The organism is Geobacillus stearothermophilus ATCC 12980 (assembly GCF_030369615.1).
Taxonomy (GTDB): Bacteria; Bacillota; Bacilli; order Bacillales; family Anoxybacillaceae; genus Geobacillus; species Geobacillus stearothermophilus.
On sequence record NZ_CP128494.1, the window covers coordinates 2506981 to 2528543 of the forward strand.

Here is a 21563-nt window from a genome sequence, read left to right on the forward strand (position 1 = left end):
AGTATGTCAATGGTTCATATCTGCCATTCAAAAGGGAGGCAGCGCCCCCCTATTATTTATAAACCGTTACACCGTTCTTCCGCAACAATGTTTATATTTCTTCCCGCTCCCGCACGGGCACGGGTCGTTGCGGCCGACGCGCACCGCCTTGCGGACCGGTTTTTTCTTCGGCTCTTCGCCGTCTTCTTTCGGGTGAACCGCTTCGCCTTTGGCCACCTCTTGGCGCTCAAGGTTATGGTGGATTTCCGCCTTCATGATATAGGTGGCGACTTCCTCTTCAATCGCGGCAATCATGTTTTCAAACATCACATAGCCTTCCATTTGGTATTCGCGCAGCGGGTCAACTTGCCCGTAGGCGCGCAAATGGATGCCTTGGCGGAGCTGCTCCATCGCGTCGATATGGTTCATCCATTTCATATCGACAGCGCGCAAGACGACGACGCGTTCAAACTCGCGCATCTGTTCAGGCGGGATTTGCGCTTCTTTCTCATCATAGCGCGCCTTCACTTTCGACCAAATGAGCTCGATCATCTCTTCGGGCTCTTTGCCGCGCAAGTCAGCTTCCGTTACATCCCCTTCCGGAAGCAGATGGGCGTTGAGATACTCAACGAGCCCTTTCAAATTCCATTCTTCCGGAACCTCTTCTTTCGGCGTATGAGCGTTGACGACGCGCTCGATCACCGATTGGATCATCTTTTCGATAATGCCGCGCAAGTTGTCGGAATCAAGCACTTCATAGCGCTGGCGGTAAATGATTTCCCGCTGTTCGCGCAGGACATCGTCATATTGAAGCAGTTGCTTGCGGGCGTCGAAGTTGTTGCCTTCGACCCGTTTTTGCGCCGACTCAACGGCCCGTGTCACCATTTTGCTTTGGATCGGCTGCGAATCGTCCATCCCCAGGCGGTCCATCATCGCCATCAAGCTCTCGGAACCGAAGCGGCGCATCAACTCATCCTCAAGCGACAAATAGAACTGCGACACCCCCGGATCGCCTTGGCGTCCCGAGCGGCCGCGCAGCTGGTTGTCAATCCGCCGGCTTTCGTGACGCTCCGTGCCGATGACGGCCAATCCGCCAAGCTCCTTGACCCCTTCGCCAAGCTTAATGTCCGTCCCGCGCCCGGCCATGTTCGTCGCGATCGTCACCGCGCCTTTTTGTCCTGCTTGGGCGATGATCTCCGCCTCTTTCGCATGGTTTTTCGCGTTTAAGACGTTGTGCGGGATGCCGCGTTTTTTCAACATCTCCGACAACAGCTCCGACGTCTCGATCGCCACCGTGCCGACCAACACCGGCTGCCCTTTCGCATGGCGGGCGGCGATGTCCTCAACCACGGCGCGGAACTTCCCTTCCATCGTCCGATAAATCAAATCCGGACGGTCCTCCCGGATCACCGGGCGGTTCGTCGGAATGACGACGACGCGCATGTTGTAAATGTTGCGGAACTCTTCCTCTTCTGTTTTCGCCGTCCCCGTCATCCCCGCGAGTTTTTCATACATGCGGAAATAGTTTTGGAACGTAATCGTGGCCAACGTCATCGACTCGTTTTGAATCTCGAGCCCTTCCTTCGCCTCAATGGCTTGATGAAGCCCATCGCTGTAGCGGCGGCCATGCATCAAGCGCCCGGTGAACGGGTCGACGATGATCACTTTTCCGTCTTGCACGACGTAGTCGACATCGCGCTGCATCACAACATGCGCCCGCAGCGCCAGCTGAATATGGTGGTTGAGCGTCACGTGCTTCAAATCAAACAAGTTGTCGATGCCAAACGCCCGCTCGGCTTTGTTCATTCCTTCTTCCGTCAGCTGGACGCTTTTCGATTTTTCATCGTATGTGTAATCGACATCTTTGCGCAGCGTGCGGACAAACGCGTTCGCCTGCACATACAGCTTGGTCGACTTCTGCGCCGTCCCTGAAATGATGAGCGGCGTCCGCGCTTCATCGATCAAAATCGAGTCAACCTCGTCGATCACGGCAAAATGCAGCGGCCGCTGCACCATATGCTCCTTATAAAGCACCATGTTGTCGCGCAAATAGTCAAAGCCAAACTCGTTGTTCGTCCCGTACGTAATGTCGGCGTTGTACGCCGCTTGCTTCTCCTCGCGCGACATGCCGCTTAAGTTCAACCCGACAGTCATGCCTAAAAACTCATACAGTTTGCCCATTTCCGTCGCATCGCGCGTCGCCAAGTATTCGTTGACCGTCACGACATGCACGCCGCGCCCCGTCAAGGCGTTCAAATAGACGGGCATCGTCGCCGTCAACGTTTTCCCTTCACCCGTTTTCATCTCGGCGATGTCGCCCTCATGCAAAACGACGCCGCCCATAATTTGCACTTTATATGGGTACAAACCGAGGACGCGCTTCGCCCCTTCGCGCACAACGGCAAACGCCTCGACAAGCAAATCATCGAGCGATTCGCCTTGTTGGTAGCGGGCTTTGAATTCCTCGGTTTTTTGCCGCAACTGTTCATCGGACAGTCGGGCCATCTCCGGACCGAGCGCGTCGACTTGATCGGCAATTTTCTCAAGCCTTGCCAAATGACGCTTGTTCGGGTCAAATACTTTTTTTAAGACTCCAAGCATAGGAAACGCTCCTTATTTTTCATGGACTCACTTCTTCATCATATCATTATACAGGGATCAGTGACAACTGTTGCACAGGCTTCAAGAGGGGGCATGTCCAAGAGAGGGGATCACACTTGGACTGAAGTTGCTCAATCGCCGCTTCCGCATGGTGAAGCCGCCGATTCAGCGCATCCATTTCAAAACTTTTCTCCTCCACTTTTTCGTGAATTTTGCGAAGCAAGATTTGCACATCATCCACAAGCTGCGTTTCGACGCGATAAAGCGTTTCTTTCACTTCCATCAATTCAGTTTCCACGCCGTCCAATCGGGTCTCTACGCCGCCCAATCGCGTTTCCATGCCGTCTAACCGAGTCTCCACGCCATTCAACCGCGTTTCCACGCCGTCCAATCGGAACTCTACACCATCCAACCGGGCCTCTACGCCGTCCAATCGGGCCTCTACGCCTTTCAACCGCGTTTCCACACGGTCTAACCGCTCTTTCACCGCGCCCATTTCCCGTTCGAGGCCGACGAGGCGCCCGTTCATCTCCGTCAAACGGCCATCCATCTGCTCAAACCGTTGGCGAGTTTCTTCTTGGAACACCAAAAACCCTTTTTCCATGTTGTCCAACTTGGACAAAATTTGACGCAACAATTCCTCCATTGCTCTCCCCCATTTTGATTTTTCTCATGCATATTATAACATCCCCTGCCCAAAAAAGCAGGGGATGCGCACAAGAGGCAACCGTTTAATTCGCCTCGATCAATCCGTATTTTCCGTCTTTGCGGCGGTAGACGATGTTCGTCCGGTTCGTCTCGGCATTCGTAAAAATGAAGAAGTTGTGCCCCAACAAATTCATCTGTAAAATCGCCTCTTCGCTGTCCATCGGCTTCAAGCTGAAGTGTTTCGTGCGCACGATTTCAAATTCCTCGTCGTTCTCCGCCGCAGCAGCGCCGCTTGGCACAGGGGCGGCCAGCTTCGCTTCTTTCTCGCGGTCGCGCAGCTTCCGATTGACTTTCGTTTTATGTTTGCGGATTTGCCGCTCCAGTTTATCCGTCACTAAATCGATCGCCGCATACATATCGTTATGGCGCTCTTCCGCCCGAAGCGACAAATGCGGCATCGGAATGGTCACTTCGATTTTCCCTTGTCCATCGTTGTAGACTTTTAAATTGACATGGACATTCACGTCATCGGTGCGGTCGAAATAGCGCTCCAACTTGCCGATTTTTTTCTCCACGTACTCGCGCAGCGCTGGCGTGACTTCAATGTTTTCCCCGCGAATGTAATACATCATCGCTGACCACTCCTTATTTTCAAACTATAGATCCCTACATTCTTTCATTACCCATCAAACCCCTGCTTCAATCAAAAATATTTTCGAAGATTTTGTGAAAAATATAGAAAAATATGGTAAAACAGGCATGGGTGTTTTTTCTTAATTGGTGTGGAAAGTACGGAGTGTGGAAACGATGCGAAAAATCCATATTTCCCATGCGAAAAGCGGTGACGTGCTCGCTGTCGACTTATTCGCCGCCAACGGCAGCGTGTTGCTCTCGCGCGGCGTGCGGCTGACAAACGGCTACATCCGCTCGTTGGCGCAAAAAGGGGTTCAATACATTTATATTGACGACAAACAAACCTATGACATCCGCCCGCGCTCGCTCATCAGCCCGACCGTGCGCCAGCAGGCGGTGAAAAAAGTGTACGAGACGATGACGGCCTTGATCGAGCAAAAAAGCTGCTCAGCCGCGTGTCTTCCCTCGATTTAGGAAAAGAGCACGAAAACGTTTTCAAAGACATTTTGGACTATTTGCTCAAACAAGAAGATTTGCTCATCAACTTGTCGGATTTGGTCATCTCAAACGACTACTTTTTCCACCATTCGGTCAACGTCGCCACGATCGCGGGCGTCATCGGCATCGCCAAAGGGTATCGCCCCCAACAGCTGCTTGACCTTGGCATCGGCGCGCTGCTGTTTGACATCGGCATGACCCAGCTGCCTGACGGACTTTGGCGAAAAAAAAGAGCCTTGACGGAAGAGGAAAAGGAAATCGTCCGCCGTCATACATATCTCGGCTTTGAACTGCTGCGGCGCCAGCGCAACATCTCGCTCTTTTCCGCCCACTGCGCCTTGCAGCACCACGAGCGGTGCGACGGCAGCGGCTACCCGCGCGCCTTATCAGGCGATGACATTCACGAATACGCCCGCATCGTCGCCATCGCCGACGTCTTTGACGCCTTGACATCGGCGCGCTACCATCGAAGACAATACTCGCCGCACGAAGCAGCCGAATACCTATCCGCCGCCGGCGGCATGCTGGACTACGAACTCATTAAGCTCTTTCTTTCCTACATCGCCGTCTACCCGGTCGCCACGACCGTTAAGCTCAACACCGGGGAAGTCGGCGTCGTCTCGCAAGTGTTTCCGGGTTTCCCGCTCCGCCCCATCGTCCGCGTCATCAAAAATCCCGCGGGCGAGGAGCTGAAAAGCCCGTATGAGATTGACTTGCGGAAAGAGATGAACATCACCATTGTCAAGGCCGTTTGACTCTTTTGCCGCTCACGGCAAAAACAGGCGAACGAATGCCGGTTTCATTCGCCCTGCCGCACAAAAGCGGGTGCCCTCGATTCCAGCAAGAGGACACCCGCTTTCGCTTGCACGGCTGGCAAAGCACCGCCGTTCATTCTTCACTGCACAACATACCGCCGCAGACCGCTCTCCATCGCACTCTTCCACGCCTGAAACGCCGGCGACAACCGTCCACAGACAATGCGCTCTTTCGCCGCCGCATCGGAAAATTGCCCGTCAAGCGCCGCTGCCGCTTCCAGCACATCCGCAAACCGTTCGATATGGCCGATCAAATCGCTCTCGTCAGCGAACAGCTGGCATAAATAAACGTTCGTCTCACCGATTTTCCCAAGCGCCAATAAAAGATCCGCCAGCAACACATCCGCATGCATCCGCCGCGGGTCAGAAAAACTCGCCTCCACATAATCGAGCCCTTCTTCGACCGTCTCAAGCAGCGCCGCGTATTGGCGGATGATATTCAGCGCCTCGCTTGTCAATTCCGCCATCCTGAATCCCACCTATCGCCGTTTGTCGTAAAACATCCCGTCAATCGAAAGCGGCTGCTCGTACGGATGAACGTAGCAGGCGTTCGCCTGCCGCTTCGCCCCCACCATGCGCAAATCGTTTCGAATCTCATCACCCACGCGGTGAAGCCGCCTCTCAATTTCTTCATTCCAAGCGATGATCTCGCGGCCAAGCCGCTGCTCTTCCTCGCTGTACGGCGGACGCAGCTTCCAAAGGAGCTCCTGGCGCTCCTGAAGCAATCGATCAACCGTCCGAAGCCGCTCTTCCCGATCCTCGGACGGCCACGGCAACGCCGTCGCCTCCAGCAGCTCCTTCGTCACCCGCCATACATCATGCACCACGCCCATTACGCCTGCCCGCCTTCCGCGTATTGGCGCTGCCGATGGAGCTGAATCACTTGCTTCCACGTATCGCGAAACTCGACGACATACCCTTCCACTTCATCCAAAATCGCCGCATCGCTTTTCACATTCGCCTCAACCAGGCGGCGGTAGATGTAGTCATACATGGTCATCATGGATTTCGCGACTTCATACTCCATCTTCAATGTCTTCATGAGTTCCAAAATGATGTTTTGCGCCTTAATCAAATTTTCATTGCGCGCCGCAATGTCCCCTTTCTCGATCGCCTGGCGCGCGAGCTTGATAAACTTCAAGCAGCCGTTATACAGCATCAATGTCAACTCCCCAGGCGACGCCGTCTGCACAGCGTTCGCTTGGTAGTGTTGATACGGATTGTTCGTTGCCATCCCGATCACTCCTCTTCCACGTCAAGTGCTGCACACGTTTCAAGACTGAAGCAAGAACGTTTTTTTCAGCCAAACCGCCCCTTTCAAGAGGCGTCGCGCCTTTTCAGTTGTCTCAGCCTAAAACCTCCATCATCAGGAAGCGGATCGCTTTCCGATGATGGCCAAGCGCCAACGGACGCCTGCATGCCACAGCCGCTGATCGTTATCTTTGCATGCCGCCAAAGGCGTTCATCAAGTACATGCTTTGCTGGTTGGCGCGCTGAATCGCCTCTTCCATCGCCGTGAATTGGCGATAGTAGCGGTCTTCAATTTGTTTCAAACGGTCTTCGAAGCGGTCAATTTGGTCATTGATTTCGATTAAATCGCGCCCGATCGCAAACTGCTGGTTCGTCCAAATCGTCTTCCCCGCTTTTTGCTCAATCTTCCCGATCGTCGCTTTGATCGTATCACGCAGGCGGCGGGCGATCCCTTTTTCCGCATCCGTCGCCCCGTCTTGGTTAAACAGTTGATAGACGGCATCCGGGTTTTCCTTGATTTTCTCCCGCAGCTTCGTCTCGTCAATGATCAACTTCCCGCCATCGAGGTAGTTCGACGACGTCGAGATGCCAAGCTGCGCCAGCTGGGAAAACCCGCTCGGGATGTTCGCCCCTTCCACTTTCGTGTACACATTCATCCGCATTTGGCTTAAGGCGCTCGACAAAATCGAATCGCCGCGAAGCATCCCGCTGCGCGCCTTTTCTTCCCACAGCTCCACTTGTTTTTCCGTCATCGCTTCTTTTTGCTCATCGGTGAGCGGCGGATAGTCGCGATAGCGCTCTTCTTTCAACTCGGCGTTGATTTTGGCGATCGTTTCGTTGTATTTGTCGACGAATGACTTGATCGAATTGAAAATGGCATCAACGTCCGTCGAGGCAGTCACGGTTACTTCGCTTGCGGTTGTTTGCTTTAATGTGTACTCATACCCGTTAATCTGAAACACATTCGTTGGACGTTCCGTTGGTAAACCGTTAATTGTAAACTGAGCGTTCTTTCCTTTTCTCCCCAACATGATCGTATTATTGCTCGGATCCTGTGTCGCAGCAGCAATATCACTGTCTTGAGGTAGCTTTAACACGTCAATCAAAAACCTGTCAGCTGTACCATCAATTACAATTTCAGCACCTTCTGACGCATCGCCTGTATTTTTCGCCGTCAATGACACTCTGCCCGTTCGGCTATCGTAAAAAGCCACTACCCCGGCCTGTGAGCTATTAATTTTATTAATCAACGAGTTTAATGAATCAACACTCGGATCAAATTGAATCGTTGTCCACTCGGTCGGCATCGTGCCATCGCTCTTAATCGCCTTAATGCGAATCTCCTTTGTCCCGCTGCTCAACGTGTAGCCGTTATTTTTCGTGATGTTGCTATCTTGACTAAGCAACGTTTGGGATGGATCGAAATTGGCATTGCCTACGGCAACAGCTCCATACATATAAGCATTCTCTGCCAGTTGTGTCACTTTGATAGTTGATGTCAATTGGGAAGTAGAGCTAATGTTTCGAACAGAAACAGCCGCTTCATTCGAACTGATAACCGTCTGCTTCGTAAACGTCGCCTGCCGATAGATTCCATCAAAGATCGATGTATCTAACTCGCTGAGCAGCTTATTCATCTCTCGATAATCATCACGCTGCCACTCGAGCAGCTGCTTTTTCTGCTTCAATTTATCAAGCGGCATCCGCTCTGCTTTCATCAAATCGCTCACGATTTTGTCAATATCCATCCCGCTCGCGAGGCCGCTGATGCGCAACGTATTCGCCATGTCGACTCACCACCGTTAAATTTTTTTATCCACCAAAAGCCCGACAAACTCCATCATCGCCGCGTACATATCCAACAGCTTTTTCGGCGGGATTTCTCGAATGACCTCATCCGTTCGCTCATCAATGATTTGTACGTAATATTCCTGCAGCTCGTCATGCAGTTCAAACTTTAACGACGTATGGCTTGGCTGAAGGAATTCGTTTAAGCCTTTCACTACTTCTTCTAGTTTTTCTTTTGGAATGTTTTGCTGCGGTGCTTCCGAAGTGCTAGCATGATTCTGCTTTTGCGACTCGATCACGCTGCTTGCCTTTTCATTGCGAACACTTTCATACAAATAAGAAGGAGAATGCGAAGAGACCCTTTCCACCGACATAACGCCCGCTCCTTTGCATGAACACTATCTATGTTTTATATCGGATAAAGATGGAGAATTGTGAAGGGGGAGGGAACAATAAATGCAATCCATATAAAAATCAGGAGATGATGATAATTTCATTTCTTGTGTATAATACTTGTCAATTATTGAACTGTAGATGAGCAATTTTCATAACAATAATTACCATGTAAAAAGAAACAAACAGGGTACCCCTTATGCCACATGGAGCTGTTTTTTCACGGTATCAATGGGAATATTTTGTTTCGCTGCACAGTAAATGAACTCCACGAGGCTATGTCCTTTTCTCTTGCGCAAGAGATCGAGCCCATCAGAAAAATCGCTGTTCGACTCGAATAGGCTGTACACGTAAGCAAGCTGCACCAAGATCCAGTAGCGTTTCACCGCCCGAACCTGACGAACACGGTACCCATCGAGCTTCAGCTGGTCTTTCGCTTGTCGAAAAAAGCATTCGATCGACCAACGCTGGGCATAGTAGCGCAAGATCTCTTCATCGTTTAGCTCCCGGTCGGTGCTCAAGACGCAGTGAAGATGTTCCGATGTCATCGGCTGATTGGCTTTCCAAGCGAGCAGCACCACCGCATGGTCGAGACCGTTGAGCGCTCCTTCGTAACGATAGACGCGATAATGCTCTTCTCCCACCGTGACGAGGTGTGTGTCATTCGGTTCGATGGAGCGGGCCAACTGCTTCGCTTGGACGGCAACGCCGTTCGGATAGAGAATCCGGTTCGTCTTGAGCATCGCGATGACGTGGAATCCTTTTTTCAGACAAGCTTCCACGAGCGCTTTCGATGGATACCACGAATCCATCAGCACATAAACGGGACGGCGTACATCCAACGAAGAAAGCATCTCGATCGCGAGTTCCCCTTTGCTTTTTCCCGCCGTCTTGTCGTAAAGGCGGAAGGCAAAGGGAAACGCCTGGGTTGCAGTATGAACCATGAACCAAACAAGAGAATGGCCCCAAATCGATTTTTTCTCTGAGTGAGAGTAGTGCCAATCACATCCCTGAATCGCGTGTGTTGCCCGTGACGAAGGCTTGGTTTTTTTGCAAATCGTATCATCGATCGAAACAAACAAGGGTTGATTCTCCTGTTTGGTGATGCGTTCGACACGACGAAGGATCCACTGCTGGAGTTTGCGAAGCAGTGTCTCTTCCTCCCACGGACTTTTCGTGAAAAAATGGCTGAGTGTCGTGCGGTGGTTCGGATGAAAGCTCCCATGATGAAGATCGGTCAATGTTCCCGAAAAGCCCTTCGTGATCATCGCATCCACGATATGAACGAGATGCTTCATAACAGGTTTTGAAAAATAAAGGGCCAACCCCAACATCGTGAAAAACTTGTGAATTCCTTGATGATGTGCTAATCTATTCATGAGACATGAACCTCCTTGTGAATGGTTTGGTAGCACATCTATTCTAACCAAGGAATCGGGTTCATGTCTCCTTTTTTGTTTCGATGTAAATTTATGTTAGTGATTTTGCTCATCTACAGTATTGAAAATAGCGGGGGTATCATAAGCAAAAACTAACGAGGGGGAAGTAGAAACTTAAAAGGGGAATATAAAAGAGTAAAATCACATTAAAACAAAAAAACAAGATGAGGAATATAAGCACAAAACATTCTTGGCAAAACTCAAACATTGCTTTTATCCATATTTAATAATGAAATTTTTAAAATCAATAATCATTCCCGTTCTCTCCATAAAGTCTACGCCTAAAATTCCGTCAAAACCATATATTTCTTTAGTCATTCCCAGTTGTAATAAAAATGATGCTAGCTCCTTTCCATCAATTATAACGTTGTTTACGATTTGTTCATAACAAATCTCGCTGTATCCGCCTACTCCGTACATTCGTTTTGTTCTTCCATTAATAATATCTAATTCGATACCAATTTGTGCGAGTGCATCCGTATCAAAAATGGTCGTAGCACAACCTGTGTCCAACAACACGTCTGTTAAAAGAACAGTTTTTTCACCACACTTTATTTCGACAGAAACAATAGGTAATCCATTTTCTATTCTTATATTCATACTCTCCCCCGAATCCCTATAAAATATTGTTCTTCTACCTCTATTTGCTCCTTACTTGTGTGAAAAATATATAATTCTTTCTCCGGAAAAGTTTTGTGCTGCTGTTTATAACCATTCCATGCATCAGACACACTATGATACCGATCGATCACTGCCATTTCCTTAATGATACGTTTGCCATTTTGTGAACAAGCCGAAATAGCCTCCACCAACACAAATTGATTCGGATATTGCTTACGTAACTCTGACCATTTCATTTGTTTGCCTCCATCTCTTTTTATTACATTTTATCACTAATCACCTTACATATATTTTAAGCGTGGCAAGCAGTATGAGTACAATTTAATGCCAACGTCTAACATCATATCGATAGAAACAAACTATACTAAGGGAGTTTGCTTGTCCTCTGCTTTTTCAATCGGGACCCTATTCGATATCGAGCAAAAATTTTTGACTAATATCCACAGTAATAAGTAAATTTTCATGTCCTTGCTACCATCTGAATACAATTTACAGAAAAGTTCCATGAGCAATTTTTGCTCTCCACCCGGGATGAAAATGGCCACTCCAAAGGCGCGCATTTTCACGGAAAAGTGTTTGAATCCACTGGGTGCACCACCCATTGTCCGCCCTTTCCTGTGACAGAGGAAAGGTGACGACGAACGGAAAACTGCCGCATGTCTCCCGTGGATTCGCTGTTTGCGCACTCCATCATCGAAAAGGAGGCGTTTCATCATGGATGTCATCTATCCTCGCTGCGCAGGATTGGATGTTCATGCCGAAACCATCGTCGCCTGCGCGCTATGGGAAGAAGATGGACACATTCAAAAGGACATTCAAACCTTCTCCACGTTCTCGAAGGGACTTGGCGACCTGCTTGAGTGGCTCGAAGAACATGGCGTTACCCATGTCGCCATGGAATCCACCGGCGTGTATTGGAAACCGGTCTTCGCCTTCCTCGAGGGCTATGTCGACTTGACTTTGGCCAATCCGCAGCGGATCAAAAATGTCCCGGGAAGAAAAACCGATGTCTCTGACGCCGAGTGGATCGCCAAGCTGCTCCGCCATGGACTCGTTGAAAAAAGTTTCGTCCCCCCAGCGGATATTCGCGAATTGCGGGATTTTACCCGCCTCCGCAAAAAGTGGGTCGGACAGCTGACTTCGGAGAAAAACCGGATTCAAAAAGTGCTCGAGTCTTCCAATGTCAAACTGGGCTCCGTCCTCTCCGATCTCTTCGGCGTTTCCGGAAAAGACATCCTCGCCCGGCTGCTTGAGAAGGGATACGTGGACAAGGACGAGTTGGATCAATGCCTGCGCGGAAGGCTCAAAAAGAAAAAGCAAGCGGTGTACGATTCGCTGCTCGGCACCTTGACCGAACACGAGCTCCGTCTCCTTCGTCTCTTGTGGAAACACGTTGAGGAATTGGAGCAGTTAATCGAAGAAGTCGACCAGCACATCGACCGCCTGCTCGAGCCGTATCGGGAGGAAGTGGACTTACTGATGACCATGCCTGGAATCAAAAAACAAACCGCCGCCGTCATCATAGCCGAGATGGGAACCGACATGAGCGTCTTTGAAACGCCGGAACGGGCGGCTTCATGGACTGGATTGTCCCCCGGCAACCATGAAAGCGCCGGAAAGCGAAAGAGCACGCGCACGACAAAAGGCAATCCCCATCTCCGATCGGCGTTATGCGAGGCGGCATGGTCAGCAGCTCGATCCAAGACGCATCCCTTGTCCCGAAAGTTTTGGTCGTTGGCGGCCCGGTGCGGGAAGAAAAAAGCCCTCATCGCCATTGCTCGGCGGATGTTGGTGATCATCTTTTGCATGATCTCCCGCAAAGAGCCGTTCCGCCAACCACAACTTATTTAGTCTAGCCAAAAGGCAGACAGGTTATACGAGATGCCTAAAATCGGGCACCTCTGCTTTCCTATTGCCTTTTTTGGCCATTTTCAGTATACCCTCACGGATCAGGAGCGTATACCGCACTCACCAAGTGGTGGGGATTTTCACGGAAAATGTTTCGTATATCGTTTGTTTCATCGTTATTTTCTGACTCATCTACCCGTTAGCCGCCAAATAAGATATAATAAAAAATGACAAATATTGTATAAAGGAGAGTTTGTAAATGGGAATGGAGAATTTAGAAGAATTTTTGAAAAGAAAAAAGAAAGACGCCGAACAGAATAAAATCGATTGGGAACAGAGAAAACAGCAGTGGCTGGCGGAAATTGCAGAGTTTTATAATCAAGTTAAAGCATTTCTTGCACCCCTTCAAGAAAAAGGGCTGCTGTCTTTGAATTGGGAAGAAGTAAAAAAATATGAAGAATACCTTGGCGAATATACAACAAACAAATTATACGTAAACTTTCCTGATCAAAAAGTAGTCATAGAGCCAATCGGAAAAAATATTATAGGCGCTATGGGGAGGATAGATATGATTGGTAAAAATGGAAATATTACCTTTTTGTTAGTAGACAAAGAAGCAGAATCCCCAAAAATTATCGTTCATTTCAACGATGAACTGGCAAAAGGTTTAGAAAAAATTCGTGAAACGAAAAATCCCGAATATGTTTGGAAAATCGCAACTCCTCCCCCAAACATAAAATTTATTGACTTGAACAAAGATTCCTTTTCTGATGCTTTGTTAAAGGTCGTTGCTAAGTGAAGAAACGTATCACATTTTCGGGGGAGAATAGAAACCTTGAAGATATTGTGAGTTTTTATAATTTATGTAAAAGCGCGCTTTTAAAATACAAAGAAAATATCAAAAAAGGGTTGGAAATACCCGAAGAATTCATCGGCTTTACACCAGAAGAATTAGATCAGCATTTTAAAGACAAAATCGAAGAACTGGAAAATCTAATATGTTTAGACTTACTAGCAGCCGTGGAGGCAAAACTAAGAATGGACTATTTAACAAGAGTATATAATCGTAAAAAAGATAACCTTAGCAGGATCTTCCGACATATTTACAAAGAAAAAGCAGAACGCGCTTTGTCAAGGCCGATTATTTTTTCCCCAAAATCGCCGGTTTAAAATTCCCCAGAAGGACCTTTCATTGATCCTTCTGTTTTTCTTCTTGGAGCCTCTTTTCCCGTAATCGATAGCTTTCCCCCTTTAGGTTGAAAATGATGGAATGATGCAGTAATCGATCTAACATCGCTGTCGCCAAAACCGAGTCTCCCACGATTTCTCCCCATTCCCCAAAGCTTTTGTTGGAGGTGAGGATAATCGGGGCATGCTCGTACCGCCGGGCGATCACTTGAAATAAGTAATGAGCGCTGTTCGGGTCCAGTTTTAGATACCCCATTTCATCAATAATGAGAACGGTTGGCTTCACAAAGACACGAAGCTTTTTCTCCAACTTTCCTTCCTGGTCGGCTCTTCTTAACTGATTGACCAAATCGTGAGCGGTAATAAAATACGTTTTATATCCTCTTGCGATCGCCTCCATTCCAATCGAAATTGCCAGATGTGTCTTCCCAATACCCGGTGGACCGAGAAAGAGGATATTTTCTTTCCGGTCAATAAAGGACAACGTAAGCAGTTCTCGAATCCGGCGCTCATCCACCGAAGGCTGCGCGGTAAAATCAAACGTATCGATCGTCTTGCGATACGGCAGTTTGGACAGCTTGATGAGCGTTTGGATCGATCGTGCCTGTTTTTCGACGATTTCTGCCTCTAATAAGCGGAATAAAAACTCTGAATATGATATATTATGAGTAGAGGCGTATTCTGCCATGGCGGACCATCGTTCCGCCATGACAGGCAAATGGAGTCGGTGGCAATACTCGTGTATTCGTTCTTTCATGAGCTTTCCCCTCGCAGGAATGCGTCATAAACGGACAATGGACGAGTATCCACTTCCACCGAAACAGGCGAAATGGTGGCGGCCATTTCCGTTTGTTTCTTTTTTATTTTTTCGGCGAATGAAATCACTTTTTTCTGTTGGTCCACGTGAGAAATCTCCTCCCCTCGAAAGTACAATCGAATATCTCCATTTAATCGCTCCTTCACCAGAATTTCTTTGCCCGCATACTCCGCCGATAAGAGCCATTGTTCCCCTTTGTAGGAGAAACTGCCATCCCAATGCACCTTCCGATAGGAAAGATAGCTCGTATCGTAATCTTTCAACGGAAGAGGCTTGAGTGACTCCTCGGCCCAACGCTCTTGCGGAGAAATACCGGTAGTGGCGTTTGGCTTCCGATTCGCCACTTGATCGAGCCAACGATGGAGAAGGAAATTTAATTCCTCGATGCTTTCAAACGCTGTCCCCACATAGAAGTGATCCATGATATACTGAATGGCTCGTTCGACTTTTCCCTTTGTCTGGGCCCGGTAAGGCCGGCATACTTTTGGAATAAATCCATAGTAACTCGCAAATTCGGAAAATCGTTGATTCCATTTCACCACTCCTTGTTCTCGCCCGTCTGTAACGGTCTTCATATTGTCAAATAACACCTTCTTCGGAACCCCGCCAAAGTACTTGAAGCTCTGAATCAGGCATTCCATTAAGTGTTCCTGATCCTGGCTGGTCGTAAATACCGCGTATTTCATCCGCGAATAGCCTAACGTGGCCACAAATAGCGATAACTTGACTTTTTTCCCTTCGATCACGACCTCCCCAACTTCTTTCCAATCGACTTGCATTTGTTCGCCAGGAAGCGTTTCATAACGAACGGTGTATTTCTTTTTCGCCGTCTCTCGGAAAGGTTTCATATAGTCTTTTAAAATCGTCTTTCCTCCCGTATAGCCCTGTTGTCGAATTTCAAAAAACAACTTTTCGCTATTAAACACCCCATCTTCTAACATTCGTTTTTGAAGATACGGCTTAAATGGATCTAACTTGCTTTTTCTTTGTTTTCGCTTGGATTTGGAAGGAGGATTGGGGGAGTGAATATATTTTCGGACGGTTTTCCGATCGATCCCCAATTCCCTCGCAATATCGGAAATACTCATTCCCCTTTCATACATCTCTTTGATCATAAAAAATTCCCCTCTCGTAATCATGAACCATAGCTCCTCTCGTTGACACTATGGTTCTATTGTAAGTGGGGAATTTTATTCCGGCTATATTGGGGATTTTATCATCGGCTTTAACACTTCTCTCGATGAAGATATTCTCGAAAGCTGGAAAGAGCAATATCCACAGGCGAAAAAATATATTAGCGATTATAAAGGCGCACTGCAATTGCGCCATTGGTTGGCTCATGGGCGGTGCTGGACACCAAAGCTAGGGAAGAAATATGACCTGTTAACAGTATACACGATATGTAAAAACTTAGTCGATTATTTGCAAATATAAAGAGAGCCAGCAACTATTCAGCCTCCAACTAGAGAAAGTTAGAAAGATGCGTTTAAAACTTCCTATCTCCTGTTTAAACGAGGGGGATTACTACTAATCAAACAGATGGTGAAGACGATGAATCGGGAACAAATTTTATCGGTGTACCAACAAGGACCGGAGGCAGTCGCACAATTAGTAGAAAAACTGCTTCGACGCATCGAACAACAAGAAAATACCATCCATCAGCTACAGGCACGTGTTGAACAGTTGGAAGCACACACAAAAAAACAGGACTAACAGCCATTGGCCTCCTTCTTCGGATTCGTTTCGCCCTCGAACCTCCTTACGGAAGAAAACCGGAAAGCGTCCAAGTGGAACAGATCGGACATCGATGTCACATGCTCCAAAAGGCGGCAACCCTCATCATATCGTGGTACATCGGGTGACTCATGCCAAAGCTGCGGGGTATCCTTGGAACACGTTCCTGCTCTTCGGCATCTCACACCCGGCAAGTATGGGATCTTCCATCGTTGCCGATAAAGGTGACTCAACACGAATGCGAAATCAATCTTGTCCCTACTGTCATCGTCTTCACCAAGCGGAATTTCCCACATATGTGACCAGTTCCGTGCAATATGGCCCAAGGGTAAAAGCGTTGCTTGTCTCTATCTTACCTAATACCAACCGCTTCCCTAATCGCCGGACTACAGAGTTCATGAAAGATATCTTTGGCCATCGGATCAGTGAAGGAACGCTGGTGAAATCAACAGGCAGGCCGGCGGCATCCTTGCCGGCATCCGTTTCCTTTTCCACGAAGCCTTATTGCCTTCTCCAGTTCTTCACGTGGATAAAACGGGCTTTCGGGTACAGGGGAAACGGCAGTGGCTCCATGTAGCCGGCACCGATCAGGCGACATGGTACTCCTGCCACCCGAAAAGGGAAAGGAAGCTACTAATGTGACTTATTATTTTTTCCGTGAAAATCCCCACCACTTGGTGAGTGCGGTATACGCTCCTGATCCGTGAGGGTATACTGAAAATGGCCAAAAAAGGCAATAGGAAAGCAGAGGTGCCCGATTTTAGGCATCTCGTATAACCTGTCTGCCTTTTGGCTAGACTAAATAAGTTGTGGTTGGCGGAACGGCTCTTTGCGGGAGATCATGCAAAAGATGATCACCAACATCCGCCGAGCAATGGCGATGAGGGCTTTTTTCTTCCCGCACCGGGCCGCCAACGACCAAAACTTTCGGGACAAGGGATGCGTCTTGGATCGAGCTGCTGACCATGCCGCCTCGCATAACGCTGATCGGAGATGGGGATTGCCTTTTGTCGTGCGCGTGCTCTTTCGCTTTCCGGCGCTTTCATGGTTGCCGGGGGACAATCCAGTCCATGAAGCCGCCCGTTCCGGCGTTTCAAAGACGCTCATGTCGGTTCCCATCTCGGCGATGATGACGGCGGCGGTTTGTTTTTTCACTCCGGGCATGGTCATCAGCAGGTTCACTTCCTCGCGATACGGCTCGAGCAGGCGGTCGATGTGTTGGTCGACTTCTTCGATGAGCCGCTCCAATTCCTCAACGTGTTTCCACAAGAGGCGAAGGAGACGGAGCTCGTGTTCGGTCAAGGTGCCGAGCAGCGAATCGTACACCGCTTGCTTTTTCTTTTTGAGCCTTCCGCGCAGGCATTCATCCAACTCGCCCTTGTCCACGTATCCCTTCTCCAGCAGCCGGGCGAGGATGTCTTTTCCGGAAACGCCGAAGAGATCGGAGAGGACCGAGCCGAGTTTGACATTGGAAGACTCGAGCACTTTTTGAATCCGGTTTTTCTCCGAAGTCAGCTGTCCGACCCACTTTTTGCGGAGGCGGGTAAAATCCCGCAATTCGCGAATATCCGCTGGGGGGACGAAACTTTTTTCAACGAGTCCATGGCGGAGCAGCTTGGCGATCCACTCGGCGTCCGAGACATCGGTTTTTCTTCCCGGGACATTTTTGATCCGCTGCGGATTGGCCAGTGTCAAGTCGACATAGCCCTCGAGGAAGGCGAAGACCGGTTTCCAATACACGCCGGTGGATTCCATGGCGACATGGGTGACGCCATGTTCTTCGAGCCACTCAAGCAGGTCGCCAAGTCCCTTCGAGAACGTGGAGAAGGTTTGAATGTCCTTTTGAATGTGTCCATCTTCTTCCCATAGCGCGCAGGCGACGATGGTTTCGGCATGAACATCCAATCCTGCGCAGCGAGGATAGATGACATCCATGATGAAAATCCTCCTTTTCGATGATCGAGTGCGCAAACAGTGAATCCACGGGAGACATGCGGCAGTTTTCCGTTCGTCGTCACCTTTCCTCTATCACAGGAAAGGGCGGACAATGGGTGGTGCACCCAGTGGATTCAAACACTTTTCCGTACAGGGTCTAAGCCACCATTAAGCATAACGTCCTGTTAAACTGTTTGCGCCTATTCTTCATTATGGGAAGAAAAGGGGGATTTTCATCCCTGGGTGGAGGGCAAAGCGTGCTGCCCATGGATCTTTTCCGTGAAAATCCCCACCACTTGGTGAGTGCGGTATACGCTCCTGATCCGTGAGGGTATACTGAAAATGGCCAAAAAAGGCAATAGGAAAGCAGAGGTGCCCGATTTTAGGCATCTCGTATAACCTGTCTGCCTTTTGGCTAGACTAAATAAGTTGTGGTTGGCGGAACGGCTCTTTGCGGGAGATCATGCAAAAGATGATCACCAACATCCGCCGAGCAATGGCGATGAGGGCTTTTTTCTTCCCGCACCGGGCCGCCAACGACCAAAACTTTCGGGACAAGGGATGCGTCTTGGATCGAGCTGCTGACCATGCCGCCTCGCATAACGCCGATCGGAGATGGGGATTGCCTTTTGTCGTGCGCGTGCTCTTTCGCTTTCCGGCGCTTTCATGGTTGCCGGGGGACAATCCAGTCCATGAAGCCGCCCGTTCCGGCGTTTCAAAGACGCTCATGTCGGTTCCCATCTCGGCTATGATGACGGCGGCGGTTTGTTTTTTGATTCCAGGCATGGTCATCAGTAAGTCCACTTCCTCCCGATACGGCTCGAGCAGGCGGTCGATGTGCTGGTCGACTTCTTCGATTAACTGCTCCAATTCCTCAACGTGTTTCCACAAGAGACGAAGGAGACGGAGCTCGTGTTCGGTCAAGGTGCCGAGCAGCGAATCGTACACCGCTTGCTTTTTCTTTTTGAGCCTTCCGCGCAGGCATTGATCCAACTCGTCCTTGTCCACGTATCCCTTCTCAAGCAGCCGGGCGAGGATGTCTTTTCCGGAAACGCCGAAGAGATCGGAGAGGACGGAGCCCAGTTTGACATTGGAAGACTCGAGCACTTTTTGAATCCGGTTTTTCTCCGAAGTCAGCTGTCCGACCCACTTTTTGCGGAGGCGGGTAAAATCCCGCAATTCGCGAATATCCGCTGGGGGGACGAAACTTTTTTCAACGAGTCCATGGCGGAGCAGCTTGGCGATCCACTCGGCGTCAGAGACATCGGTTTTTCTTCCCGGGACATTTTTGATCCGCTGCGGATTGGCCAAAGTCAAGTCGACATAGCCCTCGAGGAAGGCGAAGACCGGTTTCCAATACACGCCGGTGGATTCCATGGCGACATGGGTAACGCCATGTTCTTCGAGCCACTCAAGCAGGTCGCCAAGTCCCTTCGAGAACGTGGAGAAGGTTTGAATGTCCTTTTGAATGTGTCCATCTTCTTCCCATAGCGCGCAGGCGACGATGGTTTCGGCATGAACATCCAATCCTGCGCAGCGAGGATAGATGACATCCATGATGAAAATCCTCCCTCTAGAAATGTTGATGTATCAAGGCTTTTCGGCCCCTCAGGGGTGTCCAAAAAATATTTTTCGACAAAATCCCTTACATCCTTTTTCAGTTTTGTGGATATCTTACAGACCTAGGGTGCGCTTCGCGGCCACGGCTGGGGATATTTTCCTGCCGTGGGGGGGAAGCATATTCGATGCACCCTTTGGATCTCCGCGTCGCTGATGAGGACGAACCCTCCCATGTCTCCGGGCGTCTTCGCGCCAACATTCCCTCGTTCGGTCTCGTCATCAGGCGGAGGCCGGCCAAGCTCCTTTAGGGACTCAAGGTCGAATGGATGAAATCACGCCAGCTTCTCCGGTGTCATCTCGTTGTCCAACGATTCTTCCGTTCGCAGGGGGAGGCCTTAGGCCGCCCGTTGCACTTGGGACAAGACGTCCTGTTTCATTCGCTCCGCGTCAAACGCTTGTTTCTTCGTACAAATCGCAAACAGCACATTCAACAGCTTCCGGCACAAGGCGACGATGGACTGCTTTCCGGTCAGCGGATTGACGGATCGGGTCGTATAATACTCATGCAGCTCGCGAAACGCCTCGTTATGCCGAATCAGCGGAATCATCGCCCGAAACAGCACCGAGCGCAACCGTTTCCGTCCCCGTTTGGAGATGTGCTTTTGCCCTTTGCGCTGGCCGGAGGAGTTCTCCTTGAGCGTCAGGCCCGCCAACTTCACCAATTGGCGCGGGTCCCGATAATGGGCGAAGCTGCCGATCTCCGCCAACAGATCGATGATCGTGGCGTCTCCCAACCCGTCGACCGTTTTCAACCATTGGTACTCCATCGTCGTTTGAACCAATGCCTTCAACTCGGCGTCCAGTGCAGCGATCTCCGCCTCCAATTGGCGGTATCGGCGGACGAGCGCGGCGATCTCAAACCGGGCCATCGCTGTCCCTTCCGTCACCCCAATCGAGTCCTTCGCGGTGTTGATCAACGCCTGAATTTTGGCCTTCTGCGGGCATTTCATCCCTTTGCTTTGCCGGTACACCTCGATGAGCTCCTCGGCGGTCCGACCGGCCATATCAGCCGGAAGCGGCGTCCACTCCAACACCGAAAGCGCCGTTTTCCCCAAGTCACGAAACACGGTCCAAAACTCTGGAAAATACCGATCCGTCCAGCGGACGATCGCGTTTTTCACCGCCGTCTGTTCCTTGCGGAGCTTCTCTTTGAGCGTGCTTCCCACGCGCAAATCGGCTTCGATCTCGTGCAGCAGCCGGGGAACGAGGAATCGTCCGTCTTTTGCCAGTCTGGCAATGACCAGGGCGTCTTTGGCGTCGTGTTTCGTCGGCAGGTTGTCATCGAGTTCTTTCGACCGGCACACATGCGCCGGGTTGACCATGACCAACGGGATCCCGTGCTCCTCGAGGAAGTAGGCCAGGTTCAACCAGTAGTGCCCGGTCGGCTCCACCGCGACGATCACCTCTGACTTCCCAAACGCTTGCATCGCCTCCTGAATCGCTTTATACAGCTGCTGAAACCCCTCTTTCGACTGGAAGATCGGGAACGACTTGCGAAGCACGCGCCCCCGGTCATCCACGAAGCAGGCGTAGTGGGTTCGTTTCGCGATATCGATGCCCACGACAAGCGTTTGTTCCGTAACTTGATCAATTTTATAGTTTTGTGTACAATTCATCTGAAGTCCTCCTTGGTATGGTGAGTGATGTGGTTGACACCCCTGCATCATACCAAGAGGGCTTTTTTTGATCAAGTCCCCGGAAAAGCTCCTAACGGGAATGCTCCTTTTCGATGATCGAGTGCGCAAACAGCGAATC

21 protein-coding genes and 1 pseudogene are annotated in these 21563 nt (G+C 49.8%); 6 read left to right on the forward strand and 16 right to left on the reverse strand.

Annotated elements, in window-relative coordinates:
* Window positions 1–66: 66 nt before the first annotated feature.
* The 3 genes from secA to hpf form a co-directional block, all read right to left on the reverse strand.
* Window positions 67–2580 (reverse strand): preprotein translocase subunit SecA, encoded by a 2514-nt coding sequence (secA, locus tag QSJ10_RS13710; protein WP_053532705.1) that lies wholly within the window; start codon window positions 2578–2580, stop codon window positions 67–69.
* Window positions 2581–2626: 46 nt separating this feature from the next.
* On the reverse strand, window positions 2627–3226 hold the full coding sequence (locus QSJ10_RS13715) for a hypothetical protein (RefSeq protein WP_230847143.1): 600 nt from the start codon (window positions 3224–3226) through the stop codon (window positions 2627–2629).
* 85 nt (window positions 3227–3311) lie between these two features.
* Complete coding sequence (hpf, locus tag QSJ10_RS13720) at window positions 3312–3860, reverse strand: ribosome hibernation-promoting factor, HPF/YfiA family (RefSeq protein WP_053532706.1); 549 nt, start codon at window positions 3858–3860, stop codon at window positions 3312–3314.
* A gap of 175 nt (window positions 3861–4035) precedes the next feature.
* Between hpf and QSJ10_RS13725 the strand changes: the two are divergent.
* Window positions 4036–5114, forward strand: a pseudogene (locus QSJ10_RS13725) (HD-GYP domain-containing protein).
* A gap of 140 nt (window positions 5115–5254) precedes the next feature.
* On the opposite strand, the gene QSJ10_RS13730 reads toward QSJ10_RS13725, so the two are convergent.
* From QSJ10_RS13730 to QSJ10_RS13765, 8 genes are all read right to left on the reverse strand, one after another.
* Window positions 5255–5641: a DUF8042 domain-containing protein gene (locus QSJ10_RS13730; protein ID WP_053532707.1), complete on the reverse strand. Its 387-nt coding sequence runs from the start codon at window positions 5639–5641 to the stop codon at window positions 5255–5257.
* Window positions 5642–5653: 12 nt separating this feature from the next.
* A complete protein-coding gene (fliT, locus tag QSJ10_RS13735) occupies window positions 5654–6007 on the reverse strand; it encodes a flagellar protein FliT (RefSeq protein ID WP_053532708.1) in 354 nt (117 codons plus the stop codon).
* Entirely contained in the window at window positions 6007–6408 is a 402-nt protein-coding gene (gene fliS / locus QSJ10_RS13740) for a flagellar export chaperone FliS (RefSeq protein ID WP_049624805.1), read from the reverse strand. Before fliS ends, fliT begins: the two co-directional genes overlap by 1 nt.
* Window positions 6409–6610: 202 nt before the next feature.
* Window positions 6611–8212 carry a flagellar hook-associated protein 2 gene (locus QSJ10_RS13745; RefSeq protein WP_053532709.1) on the reverse strand — a complete coding sequence of 534 codons (1602 nt, stop codon included), beginning with the start codon at window positions 8210–8212 and terminating at the stop codon, window positions 6611–6613.
* Window positions 8213–8227: 15 nt separating this feature from the next.
* On the reverse strand, window positions 8228–8587 hold the full coding sequence (gene flaG, locus QSJ10_RS13750) for a flagellar protein FlaG (RefSeq protein ID WP_044741923.1): 360 nt from the start codon (window positions 8585–8587) through the stop codon (window positions 8228–8230).
* A 216-nt stretch (window positions 8588–8803) separates the two neighbouring features.
* Window positions 8804–9985 (reverse strand): IS701-like element ISBsm1 family transposase, encoded by a 1182-nt coding sequence (locus QSJ10_RS13755; RefSeq protein WP_289493438.1) that lies wholly within the window; start codon window positions 9983–9985, stop codon window positions 8804–8806.
* Window positions 9986–10258: 273 nt separating this feature from the next.
* Window positions 10259–10645 (reverse strand): pepsin/retropepsin-like aspartic protease family protein, encoded by a 387-nt coding sequence (locus QSJ10_RS13760; protein WP_033014989.1) that lies wholly within the window; start codon window positions 10643–10645, stop codon window positions 10259–10261.
* On the reverse strand, window positions 10642–10902 hold the full coding sequence (locus tag QSJ10_RS13765) for a hypothetical protein (RefSeq protein WP_033026284.1): 261 nt from the start codon (window positions 10900–10902) through the stop codon (window positions 10642–10644). Before QSJ10_RS13765 ends, QSJ10_RS13760 begins: the two co-directional genes overlap by 4 nt.
* A 478-nt stretch (window positions 10903–11380) precedes the next feature.
* Between QSJ10_RS13765 and QSJ10_RS13770 the strand changes: the two genes are divergently transcribed.
* The 3 genes from QSJ10_RS13770 (at window position 11381) to QSJ10_RS13780 (ending at window position 13684) form a co-directional block, all read left to right on the forward strand.
* Window positions 11381–12517: an IS110-like element ISGka2 family transposase gene (locus tag QSJ10_RS13770; RefSeq protein ID WP_079935694.1), complete on the forward strand. Its 1137-nt coding sequence runs from the start codon at window positions 11381–11383 to the stop codon at window positions 12515–12517.
* Window positions 12518–12773: 256 nt separating this feature from the next.
* Window positions 12774–13313: a hypothetical protein gene (locus tag QSJ10_RS13775; protein ID WP_063210726.1), complete on the forward strand. Its 540-nt coding sequence runs from the start codon at window positions 12774–12776 to the stop codon at window positions 13311–13313.
* Window positions 13310–13684 (forward strand): hypothetical protein, encoded by a 375-nt coding sequence (locus QSJ10_RS13780; RefSeq protein WP_287136255.1) that lies wholly within the window; start codon window positions 13310–13312, stop codon window positions 13682–13684. The genes QSJ10_RS13775 and QSJ10_RS13780 overlap by 4 nt, the downstream gene beginning before the upstream one ends.
* 19 nt (window positions 13685–13703) lie before the next feature.
* Here QSJ10_RS13780 and istB read toward each other — a convergent pair whose 3' ends face one another.
* Window positions 13704–14459, reverse strand: a complete 756-nt coding sequence (istB, locus tag QSJ10_RS13785) for an IS21-like element IS5376 family helper ATPase IstB (RefSeq protein WP_047817696.1) — start codon at window positions 14457–14459, stop codon at window positions 13704–13706.
* Complete coding sequence (istA, locus tag QSJ10_RS13790) at window positions 14456–15658, reverse strand: IS21-like element IS5376 family transposase (RefSeq protein ID WP_053532453.1); 1203 nt, start codon at window positions 15656–15658, stop codon at window positions 14456–14458. Before istA ends, istB begins: the two co-directional genes overlap by 4 nt.
* A 412-nt stretch (window positions 15659–16070) precedes the next feature.
* On the opposite strand from istA, the gene QSJ10_RS13795 reads away from it, so the two are divergent.
* Both QSJ10_RS13795 and QSJ10_RS15605 read left to right on the forward strand, forming a co-directional pair.
* Window positions 16071–16232 carry a hypothetical protein gene (locus tag QSJ10_RS13795; protein ID WP_160270287.1) on the forward strand — a complete coding sequence of 54 codons (162 nt, stop codon included), beginning with the start codon at window positions 16071–16073 and terminating at the stop codon, window positions 16230–16232.
* A 525-nt stretch (window positions 16233–16757) separates the two neighbouring features.
* Complete coding sequence (locus QSJ10_RS15605) at window positions 16758–16895, forward strand: IS66 family transposase (protein WP_434543309.1); 138 nt, start codon at window positions 16758–16760, stop codon at window positions 16893–16895.
* A 156-nt stretch (window positions 16896–17051) separates the two neighbouring features.
* Here QSJ10_RS15605 and QSJ10_RS13800 read toward each other — a convergent pair whose 3' ends face one another.
* The 3 genes from QSJ10_RS13800 to QSJ10_RS13810 all read right to left on the reverse strand — a co-directional run bounded on the left by QSJ10_RS13800 (window position 17052) and on the right by QSJ10_RS13810 (window position 21424).
* A complete protein-coding gene (locus tag QSJ10_RS13800; RefSeq protein WP_289493439.1) occupies window positions 17052–18188 on the reverse strand; it encodes an IS110-like element ISGka2 family transposase in 1137 nt (378 codons plus the stop codon).
* Between the two features lie 420 nt (window positions 18189–18608).
* Complete coding sequence (locus QSJ10_RS13805; RefSeq protein WP_079935694.1) at window positions 18609–19745, reverse strand: IS110-like element ISGka2 family transposase; 1137 nt, start codon at window positions 19743–19745, stop codon at window positions 18609–18611.
* Window positions 19746–20143: 398 nt separating this feature from the next.
* A complete protein-coding gene (locus tag QSJ10_RS13810) occupies window positions 20144–21424 on the reverse strand; it encodes an IS110 family RNA-guided transposase (protein ID WP_033013870.1) in 1281 nt (426 codons plus the stop codon).
* Between the last annotated feature and the right edge of the window lie 139 nt (window positions 21425–21563).